Origin of the sequence: Pseudomonas neuropathica (assembly GCF_015461835.1) — a bacterium.
Lineage (GTDB): Bacteria > Pseudomonadota > Gammaproteobacteria > Pseudomonadales > Pseudomonadaceae > Aquipseudomonas > Aquipseudomonas neuropathica.
In genome coordinates this window covers 165,281-180,375 of sequence record NZ_JACOPX010000005.1, presented here as the reverse complement: position 1 = coordinate 180,375, position 15,095 = coordinate 165,281, and the positions used below count along the sequence as shown (strand labels likewise).

Below are 15,095 nucleotides of genomic sequence, written 5' to 3'. Positions count from 1 at the left end.
CTGCTGCACCTATGATCGGGCGCCTTGTGGTGGTCGGTCTGGGGTTGATCGGTGGTTCGTTTGCCAAAGGCTTGCGTGAAAGTGGCATCTGCCGCGAAGTGGTCGGGGTCGATCTAGACCCGCAATCGCGCAAGCTGGCGGTCGAGTTGGGTGTGGTCGATCGTTGCGAAGATGATTTGGTAGCCGCTTGCCAAGGCGCTGACGTGATTCAACTGGCGGTGCCGATTCTGGCCATGGAAAAAGTGCTGGCGCGTTTGGCGAGTATTGATCTGGGGGCGGCGATTCTGACTGATGTTGGCAGCGCCAAAGGCAATGTGGTGCGCGCGGCGACCGAGGCGTTTGGTGGCATGCCGGCGCGTTTCGTGCCGGGCCATCCGATTGCCGGCTCCGAGCAGAGCGGGGTGGAAGCCTCCAATGCCGAACTGTTCCGTCGCCACAAAGTGATCCTCACGCCGCTTGAGCAAACCGACCCGGCCGCATTGGCTGTGGTTGATCGTCTGTGGCGCGAATTGGGTGCCGATGTCGAGCACATGCAAGTCGAGCGTCATGATGAAGTGCTGGCCGCGACCAGTCATCTGCCGCACCTGCTGGCCTTTGGTCTGGTCGACTCTTTGGCCAAGCGCAATGAAAATCTTGAGATCTTCCGTTACGCTGCGGGCGGTTTCCGCGATTTCACAAGAATCGCCGGAAGCGACCCGGTGATGTGGCACGACATCTTCCTCGCCAACCGCGAGGCTGTCCTGCGCACACTCGATACATTTCGCAGCGACCTCGACGCCTTGCGCGACGCGGTCGATGCAGGGGATGGGCACCAATTGTTGGGCGTCTTCACGCGCGCCCGGGTTGCCCGCGAGCATTTCAGTAAAATCCTGGCCCGCAGGGCCTATGTGGACGCTATGAATTCCAACGATCTGATCTTCCTGGCTCAACCTGGTGGCCGCCTGTCCGGTCGGATTCGCGTACCGGGTGACAAATCCATTTCCCACCGTTCGATCATGCTCGGCTCGCTGGCCGAAGGCGTCACCGAAGTCGAAGGCTTCCTTGAGGGCGAAGACGCCCTGGCGACCTTGCAGGCATTTCGCGACATGGGCGTGGTCATCGAAGGCCCGCACCACGGCCGCGTGACCATTCACGGTGTCGGCCTGCACGGCCTGAAGCCGGCGCCGGGCCCGATCTATCTGGGCAACTCCGGTACGTCGATGCGTCTGCTGTCCGGCCTGTTGGCTGCACAGAGCTTCGACAGCGTTTTGACTGGCGATGCCTCGCTGTCCAAGCGTCCGATGAACCGCGTGGCCAATCCGCTGCGCGAAATGGGCGCGGTCATCGAAACTGCTGCCGAAGGTCGTCCACCAATGACCATTCGTGGCGGGCATAAACTCAAAGGCCTGACCTACACCATGCCGATGGCTAGCGCACAGGTGAAATCCTGCCTGCTGCTCGCCGGTCTGTACGCTGAGGGCAAGACCACCGTGACCGAGCCGGCTCCGACTCGCGACCATACCGAGCGCATGCTGCGTGGTTTCGGTTATTCGGTAAGCGTTGATGGCGCCACGGCATCGGTTGAGTCCGGTGGCAAACTGACTGCGACCCATATTGAAGTGCCGGGCGACATCTCGTCGTCGGCGTTCTTCCTGGTCGCAGCGTCGATCGCTGAAGGTTCGGAGCTGGTGCTTGAGCACGTCGGCATCAACCCGACCCGTACCGGCGTGATCGACATCCTGCGCCTGATGGGGGCGGACATCACTCTGGAAAATCAGCGTGAAGTCGGCGGCGAGCCGGTCGCGGACCTGCGCGTACGGGCAGCTAAACTCAAAGGTATCGAGATTCCCGAAGAGCTGGTTCCGCTGGCCATCGACGAATTCCCGGTGCTGTTCGTGGCGGCTGCCTGTGCCGAAGGGCGCACTGTGCTGACCGGCGCTGAAGAATTGCGAGTCAAGGAGTCGGATCGCATCCAGGTGATGGCGGACGGTCTATTGGCGCTGGGCGTCAAATGCCAGCCGACCCCGGACGGCATCATCATCGACGGCGGCCAGATTGGCGGCGGCGAAGTGCATGGTCACGGCGATCACCGTATCGCGATGGCGTTCAGCGTTGCATCGTTGCGCGCTACTGCGCCAATCCGCATCCATGATTGCGCTAACGTCGCGACGTCGTTCCCGAACTTCCTCGCGCTGTGCGGGCAGGTCGGTATTCGTGTGGCACAAGAGGCTCAGTCGTGAAAAACATTGCACCGGTCATCACCATTGATGGGCCAAGCGGCTCGGGCAAAGGCACCGTAGCCGGAATTCTGGCCAAGCGTCTGGGCTGGAACCTGCTGGATTCCGGTGCGTTGTACCGCTTGCTGGCATTTGCTGCGCACAACCATGGTGTCGACCTGACCAATGAAGAGCTGCTGAAGAAGCTTGCCGCTCATCTGGATGTTCAGTTCATTGCGGCGACCGAAGGTCAGTTGCAACGGATCATTCTGGAAGGTGACGAAGTCAGCGATGTGATCCGCACCGAAAGCGTCGGCTCCGGCGCTTCGCAAGTGGCTGCATTGCCGGCCGTACGTGAGGCGCTGCTGCAGCGCCAGCGTGCTTTTCAGGAAGCGCCGGGGCTGGTGGCCGATGGTCGCGACATGGGCACAGTGGTTTTTCCGGATGCACCGCTGAAGATTTTCCTGACCGCCAGTGCCGAGGAGAGGGCGCGCCGTCGATATTTGCAGTTGAAGGGCAAAGTCGAGGGTGTTAGTCTGTCGAGTCTGCTAGATGAGATCCGTGCACGCGATGAGCGTGACACCCAGCGAGCGGTAGCCCCGCTTAAGCCGGCGGCTGACGCCATACAGCTGGATTCCACGGAGTTGTCCATCGATCAGGTGCTTGAACGCATCATGAGCGAGATCGCCATTCGCGATATCGCCGGGTGACCAAGAAGGCCGCAGGGGACCAGTCATAGTCCTGCGACGCTTCTTCTATATGAAACTAACCCACACCGTCTGGGGTGTGGAGATGGGCGTATCCTTCGCCCTCATTTACAGGAATTAAAATGAGCGAAAGCTTTGCGGAACTCTTTGAAGAAAGCCTAAAAACCCTGAACCTTCAGGCAGGCTCCATCATCACCGGTGTTATCGTTGATATCGATTACCAAGCTCGCTGGGTAACCGTTCACGCTGGCCTGAAGTCTGAAGCACTCATCCCGCTTGAGCAGTTCTACAACGACGCTGGCGATCTGACTATCAATGTCGGTGACGAAGTTCACGTTGCGCTGGACTCGGTTGAAGACGGTTTCGGTGAAACCAAGCTGTCCCGTGAAAAAGCCAAGCGCGCTGAATGCTGGATCGTTCTGGAAGCAGCCTTCGCAGCTGAGGAAGTGGTCAAGGGCGTTATCAACGGTAAGGTTAAAGGCGGCTTCACTGTCGACGTTAACGGCATCCGTGCGTTCCTGCCAGGTTCCCTGGTTGACGTCCGTCCAGTGCGCGACACCACGCACCTGGAAGGCAAAGAGCTGGAATTCAAGGTCATCAAGCTGGACCAGAAGCGCAACAACGTTGTCGTTTCCCGTCGCAGCGTCCTGGAAGCCGAGAACTCCGCCGAGCGTGAAGCTCTGCTGGAATCCCTGCAGGAAGGCCAGCAAGTCAAAGGTATCGTCAAAAACCTCACCGATTACGGCGCATTCGTCGATCTGGGTGGCGTGGACGGCCTGCTGCACATCACCGACATGGCCTGGAAGCGCATCAAGCATCCTTCCGAGATCGTCAACGTTGGTGACGAAATCGACGTCAAGGTTCTGAAATACGATCGCGAACGCAACCGTGTTTCCCTGGGCCTGAAGCAACTGGGCGAAGATCCATGGGTTGCTATCAAAGCCCGTTACCCAGAAAGCACTCGCGTTACCGCTCGTGTAACCAACCTGACCGACTACGGCTGCTTCGCTGAGCTGGAAGAAGGCGTTGAAGGTCTGGTACACGTTTCGGAAATGGACTGGACCAACAAGAACATCCACCCTTCGAAAGTCGTACAAGTCGGCGACGAAGTGGAAGTTATGGTTCTGGACATCGACGAAGAGCGTCGTCGTATCTCCCTTGGCATCAAGCAGTGCAAATCTAACCCATGGGAAGATTTCTCTGGCCAGTTCAACAAGGGCGATAAAATCTCCGGCACCATCAAGTCGATCACCGATTTCGGTATCTTCATTGGTCTGGACGGCGGCATCGACGGTCTGGTTCACCTGTCCGACATCTCCTGGAACGAAGTTGGCGAAGAAGCCGTACGTCGTTTCAAGAAGGGCGACGAGCTGGACACCGTTATCCTGTCGGTTGACCCAGAGCGCGAGCGTATCTCCCTGGGTATCAAGCAACTGGAAAGCGATCCGTTCTCCGAGTACGTCTCGGTTAACGACAAAGGCGCAATCGTTACTGGCACCGTGAAAGAAGTTGACGCCAAAGGCGCCATCATCGTTCTGGCCGACGATATCGAAGCGACTCTGAAAGCCTCCGAAATCAGCCGTGACCGCGTTGAAGACGCGCGCAACGTTCTGAAAGAAGGCCAGGAAGTAGAAGCCAAGATCATCAGCGTTGATCGTAAGAGCCGTGTAATTCAGCTGTCGATCAAATCGAAAGACGATGCTGAAGAGAAAGAAGCTATCCAGAGCCTGAAAGAAACTGCTCCGGAAGAAAAAGGCGACACCACCATGGCGGCACTGCTGCGCCAGGCAATGGCCAAACAGAACTAAGTTCTGCTTGATCATGAAAAAGGGCGACTTCGGTCGCCCTTTTTTGTGCCTGCGATTTAGTGTCCGCGGCTTCCATGATGGTTTTGGTGAAACCAATCTGGCTTCCGGGTGGTCTGTTTCTTTAATCGGATCAATCGCCTATTCACGACTAAGCTTGGTCTTAAGCGTGTAGTCGTCGGGCAGTTGCCTGGCATAAGGAAGTGGATGAACAAGTTTATTGTCCTCATGGCTGTACTGGTTCTGGCTGGCTGTACCACCAGTGTCAAAACCCATGCGGTGCGTGGCGTCAGTGGTATAGAGGTCGACTGCTCAGGGTTGGGCTCTGGCTGGGAAAAATGCCAGAAGCGCGCGGCTAAGGAGTGCAAGGGCGCGGGGTACAAGGTGATCACGCGATCGGATGATGCCAAGGATGAAGATGAGTTTCCTTTTGGCTTCAATCCGGCGGGCTACGTGACGCGCACCATGCTGGTGATCTGTCGATAAGCATGCATTGCTCAGTTTGTTGCTTTGATGCCCTGAAAATGGGCGTTTCGACGCCAAGGAAGATATGTCAATCCCTGGGCTGTTCAAAATCTTCCGGGCGTGCTAAAACCTTTCAAGCGCTGATCTAGCTGCTTGAAAAAGAAGGGAAAAATATGACGAAGTCGGAGTTGATCGAACGAATTGTCACCCATCAAGGGCTACTCTCATCCAAGGATGTGGAGCTGGCCATCAAGACTATGCTTGAACAAATGTCCCAGTGCCTCGCCACCGGTGATCGTATCGAGATCCGTGGGTTTGGCAGCTTCTCTCTGCACTACCGTGCGCCGCGCGTCGGTCGTAATCCGAAGACCGGTCAGTCGGTCAGTCTGGACGGTAAGTTCGTACCGCATTTCAAGCCGGGTAAAGAGCTGCGTGATCGGGTGAATGAGGAAGAGGAGGAGGGGGTTTGATCTTCGCTATATTTCAAGGGGGCGCTGATGCGTAACCTCAAGCGCATACTTCTTGGCGTTTTTATTCTTTTACTGATTTTGGTGATTCTGGCGTTTGTTCTCGAGAATCAGCAGTCGGTTTCGTTATTGTTTCTGGGTTTGTCTGGGCCTCAGTTGCCGATTTCGTTGATCGTGGTTTTGGCTTTGCTTGTCGGGATGCTGATCGGGCCGGTGTTAGGCTGGTTTTTGGGGCGCTCATCAAGAGTCGCGAGTAGAAACAGAGCTGCGCGCAAGCATTTGACAGAGTGAAAGCCTCATATGCTTGCTTCCAGGCTTAGCTATATCCAATAGTAAAACGCCTATGAAGCTGTAAAATGCGATCCTCTTTTGGTTGTGAGGTTTTCACACCCATTCAGACTGAATTTGATAAAAGCTACGATTGGTAGCTTTTGCATTCGTGGATTGGACAGCGCTCCCGAGTCGCTGTCAGCAGCTCAAAGGCATGGTACCGCGTGAAAATTCTAGTAACCGGCGGCGCCGGGTTTATCGGCTCAGCAGTTATCCGTCACATCATTTCCAATACCGGCGATTCTGTCGTTAACGTCGATAAGCTGACCTATGCCGGCAATCTGGAGTCTCTGGCTGATGTGAGTCAGAGCTCGCGCTATGCATTTGAGCGGGTAGACATTTGTGATCGCGCTCAAATGGATCGAGTTCTGCGTGAGCACCAGCCTGACGCGATCATGCATTTGGCGGCAGAGTCGCACGTTGACCGCTCCATATCGGGTCCGTCGGAATTCATCCAGACCAACATCATTGGCACCTACACGCTTCTGGAATCAGTGCGTCATTACTGGAGCGGCCTGGAGCAAGGTCGTAAAGCCGTTTTTCGCTTTCATCATATCTCTACTGATGAAGTGTACGGCGATCTGGAAGGGCCTGAAGATCTGTTTACCGAAACCACGCCCTACCAGCCAAGTTCGCCTTACTCTGCCAGCAAGGCTAGCTCCGATCACCTGGTTCGCGCGTGGTCTCGCACCTATGGTCTGCCGACCCTGGTTACCAATTGTTCGAACAACTATGGTCCGTACCACTTTCCGGAAAAGCTGATTCCGCTAATCATACTTAACGCTCTGGAAGGCAAGGCGCTACCGGTTTACGGCAAGGGCGACCAGGTACGTGACTGGCTGTATGTGGAGGATCACGCTCGCGCGCTCTACAAAGTCGTCACCGATGGCGTCATCGGCGAGACTTACAATATTGGTGGCCACAACGAGAAGCAAAATATCGAAGTGGTGCATGCTCTCTGCGCGTTGCTGGATGAGTTTTGCCCGGCGTCGCCTCATCGCCCCCATGCCGGATTGATCACTTACGTGCAGGACCGCCCAGGTCATGATCAGCGCTATGCGATCGATGCGAGCAAGATACAGCAAGAGCTCGGTTGGGCGCCGGAAGAAACGTTTGATAGCGGTATCCGCAAGACTGTGGAGTGGTACCTGAACAACACTGAATGGGTCGCGCATGTGAAGAGCGGCAGCTATCAGCAGTGGATTGATCAGAACTACGCAGATCGTGCGGGCAAGGCATGAAAATCCTTCTTCTGGGAAAAAACGGTCAGGTCGGTTGGGAGTTGCAGCGCTCTCTCGCGCCCCTCGGTGAGTTGGTGGCGCTGGATCGTCAGGTAACCGATGGTCTGTGCGGTGACCTGAGCAATATTGATGGGTTACGGGCAACTCTCCGCGCAATCAGACCAGATGTCGTTGTCAATGCGGCTGCTTACACCGCAGTCGACAAGGCTGAGGCCGAGACTGAGTTGGCAGATCTTGTGAACGCCCGTGCTGTTGGAGTGTTGGCGCAAGAGGTGAAAGCGCTCGGCGGGTGGCTGGTTCATTACTCGACAGACTATGTCTTCGATGGGCATGGATCTGCACCATGGCAGGAGAGTGATGCCGTGGCTCCGGTGAATCACTACGGTGCCAGCAAACTTGCGGGAGAGCGATTGATCATCGAATCCGGCTGCAAGCATCTTATCTTTCGCACCAGCTGGGTGTATGGCACTCGTGGCAATAATTTCGCCAAAACGATGCTGCGGCTGGCAAAAGAGCGCGAAAGTCTGAGTGTCATCGCTGATCAGATGGGCGCCCCAACCGGCGCAGACCTGATTGCGGACGTCAGTGCTTTAACCCTTCAACAGGCTTTGCTGCGCCCTGAATTGTCAGGTCTTTATCACATGGCGGCCGCTGGTGAGATCTCTTGGCATGGGTATGCCACTCATGTGATTGACTTCGCCAAAGCGCATGGAGAAGAACTCTGTGTGAAGGACATTAATGCGATCGAGACTTCTGCCTATCCAACGCCTGCACGTCGCCCGCTGAACTCTCGGTTGAACACCGGGAAACTGCGCGATAATTTTTCTTTGCACTTGCCGGATTGGCGCAGTGGCGTAACCCGAATGCTTACGGAAGTTCTCAATAAATGACCACGATAAATCGTAAAGGCATCATCCTCGCTGGCGGTTCGGGTACTCGTTTGCACCCGCTGACCCTTGGCGTGTCCAAGCAGATGCTGCCGATCTACGACAAGCCGATGATCTTCTATCCCTTGTCCGTGCTGATGTTGGCGGGGATGCGCGAAATTCTGATTATTTCCACGCCTGAAGATTTGCCGTGCTTTCAAAAGCTGTTGGGCGACGGTAGCCAATATGGCATCAAGCTGTGTTACGCCGAACAGCCGAGCCCGGACGGTCTGGCCCAGGCTTTCATTATCGGTGAGGAGTTCATCGGCGATGATCCCTGCTGTCTGATCCTGGGAGACAACATTTTCTACGGTCAGCACTTCTCGGACAACCTGCGTTCGGCCGGTCTGCAGGAGGACGGTGCAACTATCTTCGGATATCACGTATCCGATCCCGAGCGCTTTGGTGTGGTTGAGTTTGACGCTAATGGATCAGCATTGAGTATCGAGGAAAAGCCGATAGTGCCCAAGTCCAACTACGCTGTGACAGGTCTATATTTCTACGATAATCAGGTTGTCGATATTGCCAAGAAGATCAAGCCGTCCGCGCGCGGCGAGCTGGAAATAACCGATGTCAATCTCGCTTATCTTCAACAGAAGTCGCTGAAGGTTGAAATGCTCGGTCGAGGCTTCGCATGGCTTGATACCGGTACGCATGATTCGCTGCTAGAGGCCAGTCACTTCGTGCATACCATCGAAAAGCGCCAGGGCTTGAAGGTCGCCTGCCTTGAAGAGATTGCTTACAGTAATGGCTGGATTGACATGGCGCAGTTGCGTGCTCAAGCCGAGCGTCTGAAGAAAACCGGCTATGGACAGTACCTGGAGAAGCTTCTGGATTCCGCAGTGCGCGAGGGCTGACATTGTTGGCGCAGTAGCCATTTTTCGTAGAGATTGTGATGTGTTACGCCGAGCCGGGTTGATGTCGGTTTGATATCGATCTTGTTCGGATGCTTTCAATTTTAAGGGCGTTTTTTTGTGCCTTCCGCCGGGAGGGAGTTATTAATGTCCAAGCACAAGCTGTAGAATGATCAGCAATCATACCGGTTCTTGCGACTCGCGGTCGTGGGCGGGCAGCTTCGCCTCATTGGGTACGCCTCATAAAAGAAGCCCTGCCCCAATCGTTGATCGGCAAGGATCCGGGTGTTGCGTATTGATTTGGATTTAGGCCGAGCGGCTGTTTTCTCTAGCGGCTTGGAGCAAGTATTTGCGTCAGTCAGGACGCACAAATGACCGGAAATATAACTGAACCCGTTTCTGGAAGTATCTACTGGAGAGGGGGCTAAGGATTGAGAGCATGGAACTGATTCCCGTAATTTTGTCTGGCGGAGTGGGCAGCCGGTTGTGGCCTGTTTCTCGAGAAACCCATCCAAAGCCGTTCATGGCGCTGCCAGATGGCCAGAATCTAATCCAGAAAACTTTCCTTCGTGCTTCGCGTCTGGAAGGTGTGGTGGAAGTTCTGACGGTGACCAACCGCGAACTCCTGTTCAAAACTGAAGATGAATACAGCGCAGTCAACTCTGCCAAGCATGCTCAGGGTTTTATTCTTGAACCCTTTGGTCGCAATACAGCGGCGGCCGTAGCAGCAGCGGCACTTCAACTCGAATCCACGCACGGCCCCGATGCCCAGATGCTGGTGTTGGCTGCTGACCACCTGATCAAAGACGAAAAGGCTTTCGCTGCGGCCGTTTCCAGCGCCATGGCGCTGGCTGCCGACGGCTGGTTGGTGACGTTTGGTATTCAGCCAACCTACCCTGAGACTGGTTTCGGTTACATTGAAGCGCAGAAGGATGCCCCTCTTAAAGGTGGCTTGAAAGTCGCGCGTTTTGTCGAAAAGCCTAACCTTGAAACCGCTCAAAACTACGTCGGCGCGGGGAACTACTACTGGAACTCCGGGATGTTCTGTTTCCGGGTGGGCTCCGTCTTGGAAGAGCTGCGTCAGCATGCTCCGGATGTAGTCGAGGCGGTTAGCAAAACGATCGATAGCTCGCGTCTGACCTCGTCCGCCAAATACCGTTGCTTGGCCCTTGATGCCGAAGCATTCGCATCGGTGCCGGACATCTCCATCGATTACGCGTTGATGGAGCGCTCTTCCAAAGTTGCGACTGTTCCCTGTGACATCGGTTGGAGTGACATCGGTTCGTGGAACGCTGTCAGCGAATTGACCGAGCCCGACGAGAACGGTAACCGCTTTGAGGGCGAGGTACTGTCTCATGATTCGCGCAATAACTACGTCAACAGTGAAGACCGACTGACCGCGCTTGTCGGCGTCGAGGACTTATTGGTCATTGATACGCCTGACGCGGTGATGATTGCTCACAAGGATCACGCTCAAGACGTGAAGCATATTGTCAATCAGCTCAAGGCCTGCAGTCATACGGTGCACTTGCTTCACCGTACCGTGCATCGTCCGTGGGGTACTTACACCACGCTGGAAAACGGCGAGCGTTTCAAGATCAAGCGCATTGTTGTGAAGCCTAAAGCTTCTTTGTCGCTGCAAATGCATCACCACAGAAGCGAGCACTGGATCGTTGTGAGCGGCATGGCTGTCGTGGTGAACGACCAGCAGGAGTTGATGCTGAACACCAATGAGTCCACGTTTATTCGTGCCGGCCACCAGCATCGCCTGATGAACCCGGGAGTCATCGATCTGGTGCTGATCGAAGTGCAGAGTGGTGATTACCTGGGTGAAGACGACATCGTGCGTTTTGAAGATAACTATGGTCGTGTCGATAAGTAAACGCTCTTGGGACGATTTTTTGCCCGCTTGATAGGATTACTGTTGAGCGGGCATATTTTTATCCCGCGTTAGAACGATGTGCTTCTACCTGGCGAGTAAAAAGCAGCATCAGTTGCCTCGCTTCCACATACCCAGCAAGAGAGCGGTATGCATAGCCCTATAAAAACCCAGTGTTTCAAAGCCTACGATATTCGTGGTCAAGTCCCGTTGGATCTCAATGAGGATGTCGCCTATCGAATCGGTCGCTCTATGGTGACCGAGTTAAAGGGCAAAAGTATTGTGCTGGGACGCGATATGCGGCTTGAAAGCCCAATGCTTGCTGACGCGATGTCTCGCGGTTTGCGTGATGCAGGTGCGGATGTCATCGATATTGGTTTGTGTGGCACCGAAGAGGTCTACTTCGCGACCAGTGCGTTCAACGCCGACGGCGGGGTGATGATAACCGCGAGCCATAATCCCAAAGGTTATAACGGGATGAAGTTGGTAAAGTCCGAGTCACGTCCAATTAGCGGAGACACAGGACTCGACGCCATTCGTCTCAGGGTGGAAAGTGGCGATCTCGGAAGCTTGGCCGACTCACCAGGAAAAACTCGCTTCGAGCTCGTAAAGTCCCGGTATATAGAGCATTTGCTAAGTTACATAAAAGTTGCAGACCTCAAACCGCTGAAATTACTTGCCGACCCTGGCAATGGCGCTGCTGGTCCCGTTCTGCTGGAATTGATCGATAAATTGCCTTTTGATTGGGTTGTAATAAATGCCGAGCCCGACGGCAACTTCCCCAACGGCGTACCCAATCCGCTGTTACCGGAGAATCGAGAACTAACCCGACAAGCTCTGCTGTCTAACTCTTGCGATGTGGGTCTGGCTTGGGACGGCGATTTTGATCGCTGCTTCTTTTTCGACGGCAAAGGCCGTTTTATAGAAGGCTATTATGTCGTTGGTTTATTGGCTGAGATGCTTCTAAAAAATCATCCAGGCAGCAAAATCATTCATGATCCCCGATTGACCTGGAATACCATAGACCAAGTAGAACGGGCGGGTGGAGTCCCAGTGCTATGTAAGACAGGACACGCGTTTATCAAAGAGCGCATGCGTCTTGAAGACGCCGTTTATGGCGGTGAAATGAGCGCACATCATTATTTCCGTGATTTTGCATACTGTGATAGTGGGATGATCCCTTGGCTACTGGTAACTGCGCTTATGTCTACCAGTGGAAAGAGTCTTGCGCAATTAGTAGATGAGCGTATTGAGGCTTATCCGTGCACGGGCGAGATTAATTATCGAGTAGAAGACGTTTCGACCACTCTGCAGAAAGTCTTGGATTATTATTTGCCGCAAAACCCATTAATTGATAGAACAGATGGGGTTAGTGTTTCATTTGTGGACTGGCGGTTCAATTTGCGCGGATCAAATACTGAGCCTTTGTTGCGTTTGAATATCGAGGCGAAAGCAGATAAAGCCATGATTTGGGAACGCTTGAAAGAACTCGAATCATTGATTAATGCTGTTTAAAATGTTTGTGTGTTGTTAATGAGTAGTTTTGGATGCGATTTTTTTGGTGCCGTGGTGGCGTTCTGACTATTGATACAGTAGGTTTATATTTTGAAAACGGTCTTATTGCTAAGCACATATCCCATTGCCAGCCCGCGGCATGGAGGGCAGGTTAGGGTCGCAAATATCGCCAGAACGTTTAGCGCCAATGGTTGGAATGTTTTCCATATGGCGATTTACGAGCCAGAGGGATACCCTCCAGCGGTGTTGGGAAAAAATGACATTGAATTTCCTCCGGGTTCCAGCTTTAGAAAATATAAAAACAAATTCGTGCCCTTGATCAACGACTTACTCTCCGGTGAGTATGCAAGCTCGGAAGGGGGGGCGTTTCAGTCAATATTGAAAAAGCTGCCTCCGATCATCGATGCTATTCATGTAGAGCAGCCCTGGTTGTGGCCGCTGGTTCGAAAGATAAAAACGATTGAAAAATATAAAGATGCCTGCCTTATTTATGGATCTCAAAATATAGAGTCGCCATTAAAAAAAGAAATTTTAGACAGCTATCAAATTAAGGGCGCCGACGAAGTTATTGCGGATATCGATCGATTGGAGCAAACCGCTGCCCTTGAGGCTGATATCGCTACCGCGGTAACACAATCTGATTTTGAAATTATTTCAAGCTGGGGAGCAAAATTTCCGTTATTAGCTCCCAATGGCATATCTCCTTGGGAAGCACAGCAAAAAAATTTGGAAATATGGAAGGAGCGACTCCCTAAAAGTCCGTGGATTTTATATGTTGCAAGTGCTCATCCTCCAAATTTTATGGGGTTTAACGAGTGTTTGGGCAGTTCACTGGCATGTATCCCGCCAGATAGTAAGTTAGTAGTTGTTGGAAGCGTTTGTGAACACCTCGAGGCAACTCTTCGTGACAGCCGCTGGGGGGCTTTGAATTTGTCGCGATTGCAACTACTATATATGCTGCCTGACGAAGATCTAGACGCTGTAAAAACTCTTGCCCATGCGTTCCTTCTTCCTATTCCTCATGGCGGTGGCTCCAATATAAAAACAGCAGAAGCAATTTATTCTGGGAAGTATGTGATCGGCACCGAGTCAGCTTTTAGAGGGTTTGAGCAGTATCTCCATCTTCCAGAGTTAACAATTGCAAAAAATGCAAGTGAGTTTCATGCAGCAATAAGAGTGCGTTTATGCGGTCCGAACCAGCTTAGTTTGGAGGGGGCCGATAGAGTTAGCAGGGAGTCTCTGACTTGGACTCAGTGTCTTGCCGCCATTCCTCAAGCCGCAAAGACGAAAATTACTCAAAAGGCTCTAAGTTAATGACTACTTGGTTTGATGTTACTACCATATTAGCTTGGCGGCGTCCGGCTGTTGGGATTATCAGAACCGAAACAGAATGCGCTGGCTATGCGTTGGAAGAAGTTTCAAATGGTGCGAGCATAAAGTTTTGTTCATTCGATAGCATGTCTGGGTTCAATGAGGTTTCTGCGGTTAAAGTGGCTGAAACCCTAAAAAGAATTTCGGGTGATCATGCTCAAACGACTGTGAGAATTTCAAATAGTCAACCGCAAAAAAAAGCACTCGAAACACGACTTAAAGAAATTGCCTTACGTATAACTAGTCGATTACCTTCGCGGGTTCGTGGTTTATTGTATCAGGCTTTTCAACGTCGTAGATTAGCAATAGTTGAGGCGCTTGTATCGTTTAGGCATTTTCGCTTAGCTTTATCGTTGTTCTTCAAGCCGGCGAATAATAAATTTGTTCCTGCCAGGAATAAAACCAATCTAAGTATAGAGGTAAATCCGTTTAAAAAAGGAGACTGTTATATTTCCGTTGGTTTGGACTGGGATAATAAAGACCTACCGTATCTTTATAGATTGAAAAAACATGTGGGTATGAGAGTCGTACTATGTTGCTACGATATTATCCCTGTAAGACTTCCGCATCTCTGTGTTGGCGATGTGGCAGCTAAATTTGCAAACTATTTTTCTGACGTGGCGTGGTGTGCGGATCAGATCCTATGCATATCGGAATATACGCGGACAGACCTAAAACTTTTACTTGAAGAGTTGGGTGCCCCAGTTCCTGATATGCTAGTTATAAAGTTGGGGGGCGATATACTTCAGCAAAAAAGCCCAGTAACTAGTGTGGAAGTGTTATCGCTACTGCAAAAAAAATTCATTCTTTTTGTTTCTACTATCGAGCGTAGAAAAAATCATGAAGTGTTATATCGGGCATACACAAGGCTCATAAGCAAGGGTGTCACAGATTTACCACTGCTAGTATTTGTTGGAATGCCTGGGTGGGGAGTTAATGATTTCTTGAAGGATCTAGAACTGGATCCGAGAGTAAAGGAGTATATAAAGGTTCTGAGCAATGTTTCAGACTCTGATCTGGTGAGCCTATATAGAAACTGCATGTTCACGCTTTTTCCTTCTCTCTATGAAGGCTGGGGACTACCTGTTGCCGAAAGTCTTGCGGCAGGTAAATATTGTCTGGCTTCTAATGCAGCCTCCATACCTGAGGTGGGAGGTAAGTTGCTTGACTATATTGATCCATGGGATATTTTATCGTGGGAGTCTGAGTTGGAAAAATATATTTCTGACTCCGAGGCGCTACGTCTCAAAGAACAGCATATAAAATGTGACTACCGTATTGTTCCTTGGGCTGAGACTGCAAGAAGTATTTTTTCTAATGCTGTCAAATGATGAAGTTGG

General features: G+C 52.4%; 13 protein-coding genes. All 13 read left to right on the top strand.

Going from position 1 to position 15,095, the window contains the following annotated elements:
• The first annotated feature begins 11 nt into the window (after positions 1–11).
• The 13 genes from H8F23_RS08575 to H8F23_RS08515 all read left to right on the top strand — a co-directional run bounded on the left by H8F23_RS08575 (position 12) and on the right by H8F23_RS08515 (position 15,086).
• Positions 12–2,219, top strand: coding sequence for a bifunctional prephenate dehydrogenase/3-phosphoshikimate 1-carboxyvinyltransferase (locus tag H8F23_RS08575; protein WP_267464068.1), 2,208 nt, complete (start codon positions 12–14; stop codon positions 2,217–2,219).
• Positions 2,216–2,905: a (d)CMP kinase gene (gene cmk / locus H8F23_RS08570; protein WP_064391442.1), complete on the top strand. Its 690-nt coding sequence runs from the start codon at positions 2,216–2,218 to the stop codon at positions 2,903–2,905. The genes H8F23_RS08575 and cmk overlap by 4 nt, the downstream gene beginning before the upstream one ends.
• Before the next feature lie 119 nt (positions 2,906–3,024).
• Positions 3,025–4,710 carry a 30S ribosomal protein S1 gene (rpsA, locus tag H8F23_RS08565; RefSeq protein WP_034155290.1) on the top strand — a complete coding sequence of 562 codons (1,686 nt, stop codon included), beginning with the start codon at positions 3,025–3,027 and terminating at the stop codon, positions 4,708–4,710.
• A gap of 204 nt (positions 4,711–4,914) precedes the next feature.
• Positions 4,915–5,193, top strand: coding sequence for a hypothetical protein (locus H8F23_RS08560; RefSeq protein WP_194934039.1), 279 nt, complete (start codon positions 4,915–4,917; stop codon positions 5,191–5,193).
• A gap of 152 nt (positions 5,194–5,345) precedes the next feature.
• Entirely contained in the window at positions 5,346–5,642 is a 297-nt protein-coding gene (gene ihfB, locus H8F23_RS08555; RefSeq protein WP_003189779.1) for an integration host factor subunit beta, read from the top strand.
• Positions 5,643–5,669: 27 nt separating this feature from the next.
• Positions 5,670–5,930, top strand: a complete 261-nt coding sequence (locus H8F23_RS08550; RefSeq protein WP_095125174.1) for a lipopolysaccharide assembly protein LapA domain-containing protein — start codon at positions 5,670–5,672, stop codon at positions 5,928–5,930.
• 203 nt (positions 5,931–6,133) lie between these two features.
• Positions 6,134–7,210: a dTDP-glucose 4,6-dehydratase gene (rfbB, locus tag H8F23_RS08545; RefSeq protein ID WP_194934038.1), complete on the top strand. Its 1,077-nt coding sequence runs from the start codon at positions 6,134–6,136 to the stop codon at positions 7,208–7,210.
• On the top strand, positions 7,207–8,100 hold the full coding sequence (gene rfbD / locus H8F23_RS08540; protein WP_194934037.1) for a dTDP-4-dehydrorhamnose reductase: 894 nt from the start codon (positions 7,207–7,209) through the stop codon (positions 8,098–8,100). The genes rfbB and rfbD overlap by 4 nt, the downstream gene beginning before the upstream one ends.
• The gene (rfbA, locus tag H8F23_RS08535; protein ID WP_194934036.1) at positions 8,097–8,993 is read left to right on the top strand and encodes a glucose-1-phosphate thymidylyltransferase RfbA; all 897 of its coding nucleotides are present in this window, start codon (positions 8,097–8,099) and stop codon (positions 8,991–8,993) included. Before rfbD ends, rfbA begins: the two co-directional genes overlap by 4 nt.
• Positions 8,994–9,429: 436 nt before the next feature.
• Positions 9,430–10,872, top strand: a complete 1,443-nt coding sequence (locus tag H8F23_RS08530) for a mannose-1-phosphate guanylyltransferase/mannose-6-phosphate isomerase (RefSeq protein ID WP_194934035.1) — start codon at positions 9,430–9,432, stop codon at positions 10,870–10,872.
• Between the two features lie 147 nt (positions 10,873–11,019).
• Entirely contained in the window at positions 11,020–12,384 is a 1,365-nt protein-coding gene (locus H8F23_RS08525; RefSeq protein ID WP_194934034.1) for a phosphohexomutase domain-containing protein, read from the top strand.
• A gap of 207 nt (positions 12,385–12,591) precedes the next feature.
• Positions 12,592–13,698 carry a glycosyltransferase gene (locus H8F23_RS08520; protein WP_194934033.1) on the top strand — a complete coding sequence of 369 codons (1,107 nt, stop codon included), beginning with the start codon at positions 12,592–12,594 and terminating at the stop codon, positions 13,696–13,698.
• Positions 13,698–15,086 carry a glycosyltransferase family 4 protein gene (locus H8F23_RS08515; protein ID WP_194934032.1) on the top strand — a complete coding sequence of 463 codons (1,389 nt, stop codon included), beginning with the start codon at positions 13,698–13,700 and terminating at the stop codon, positions 15,084–15,086. Before H8F23_RS08520 ends, H8F23_RS08515 begins: the two co-directional genes overlap by 1 nt.
• The last annotated feature ends 9 nt before the right edge of the window (positions 15,087–15,095 follow it).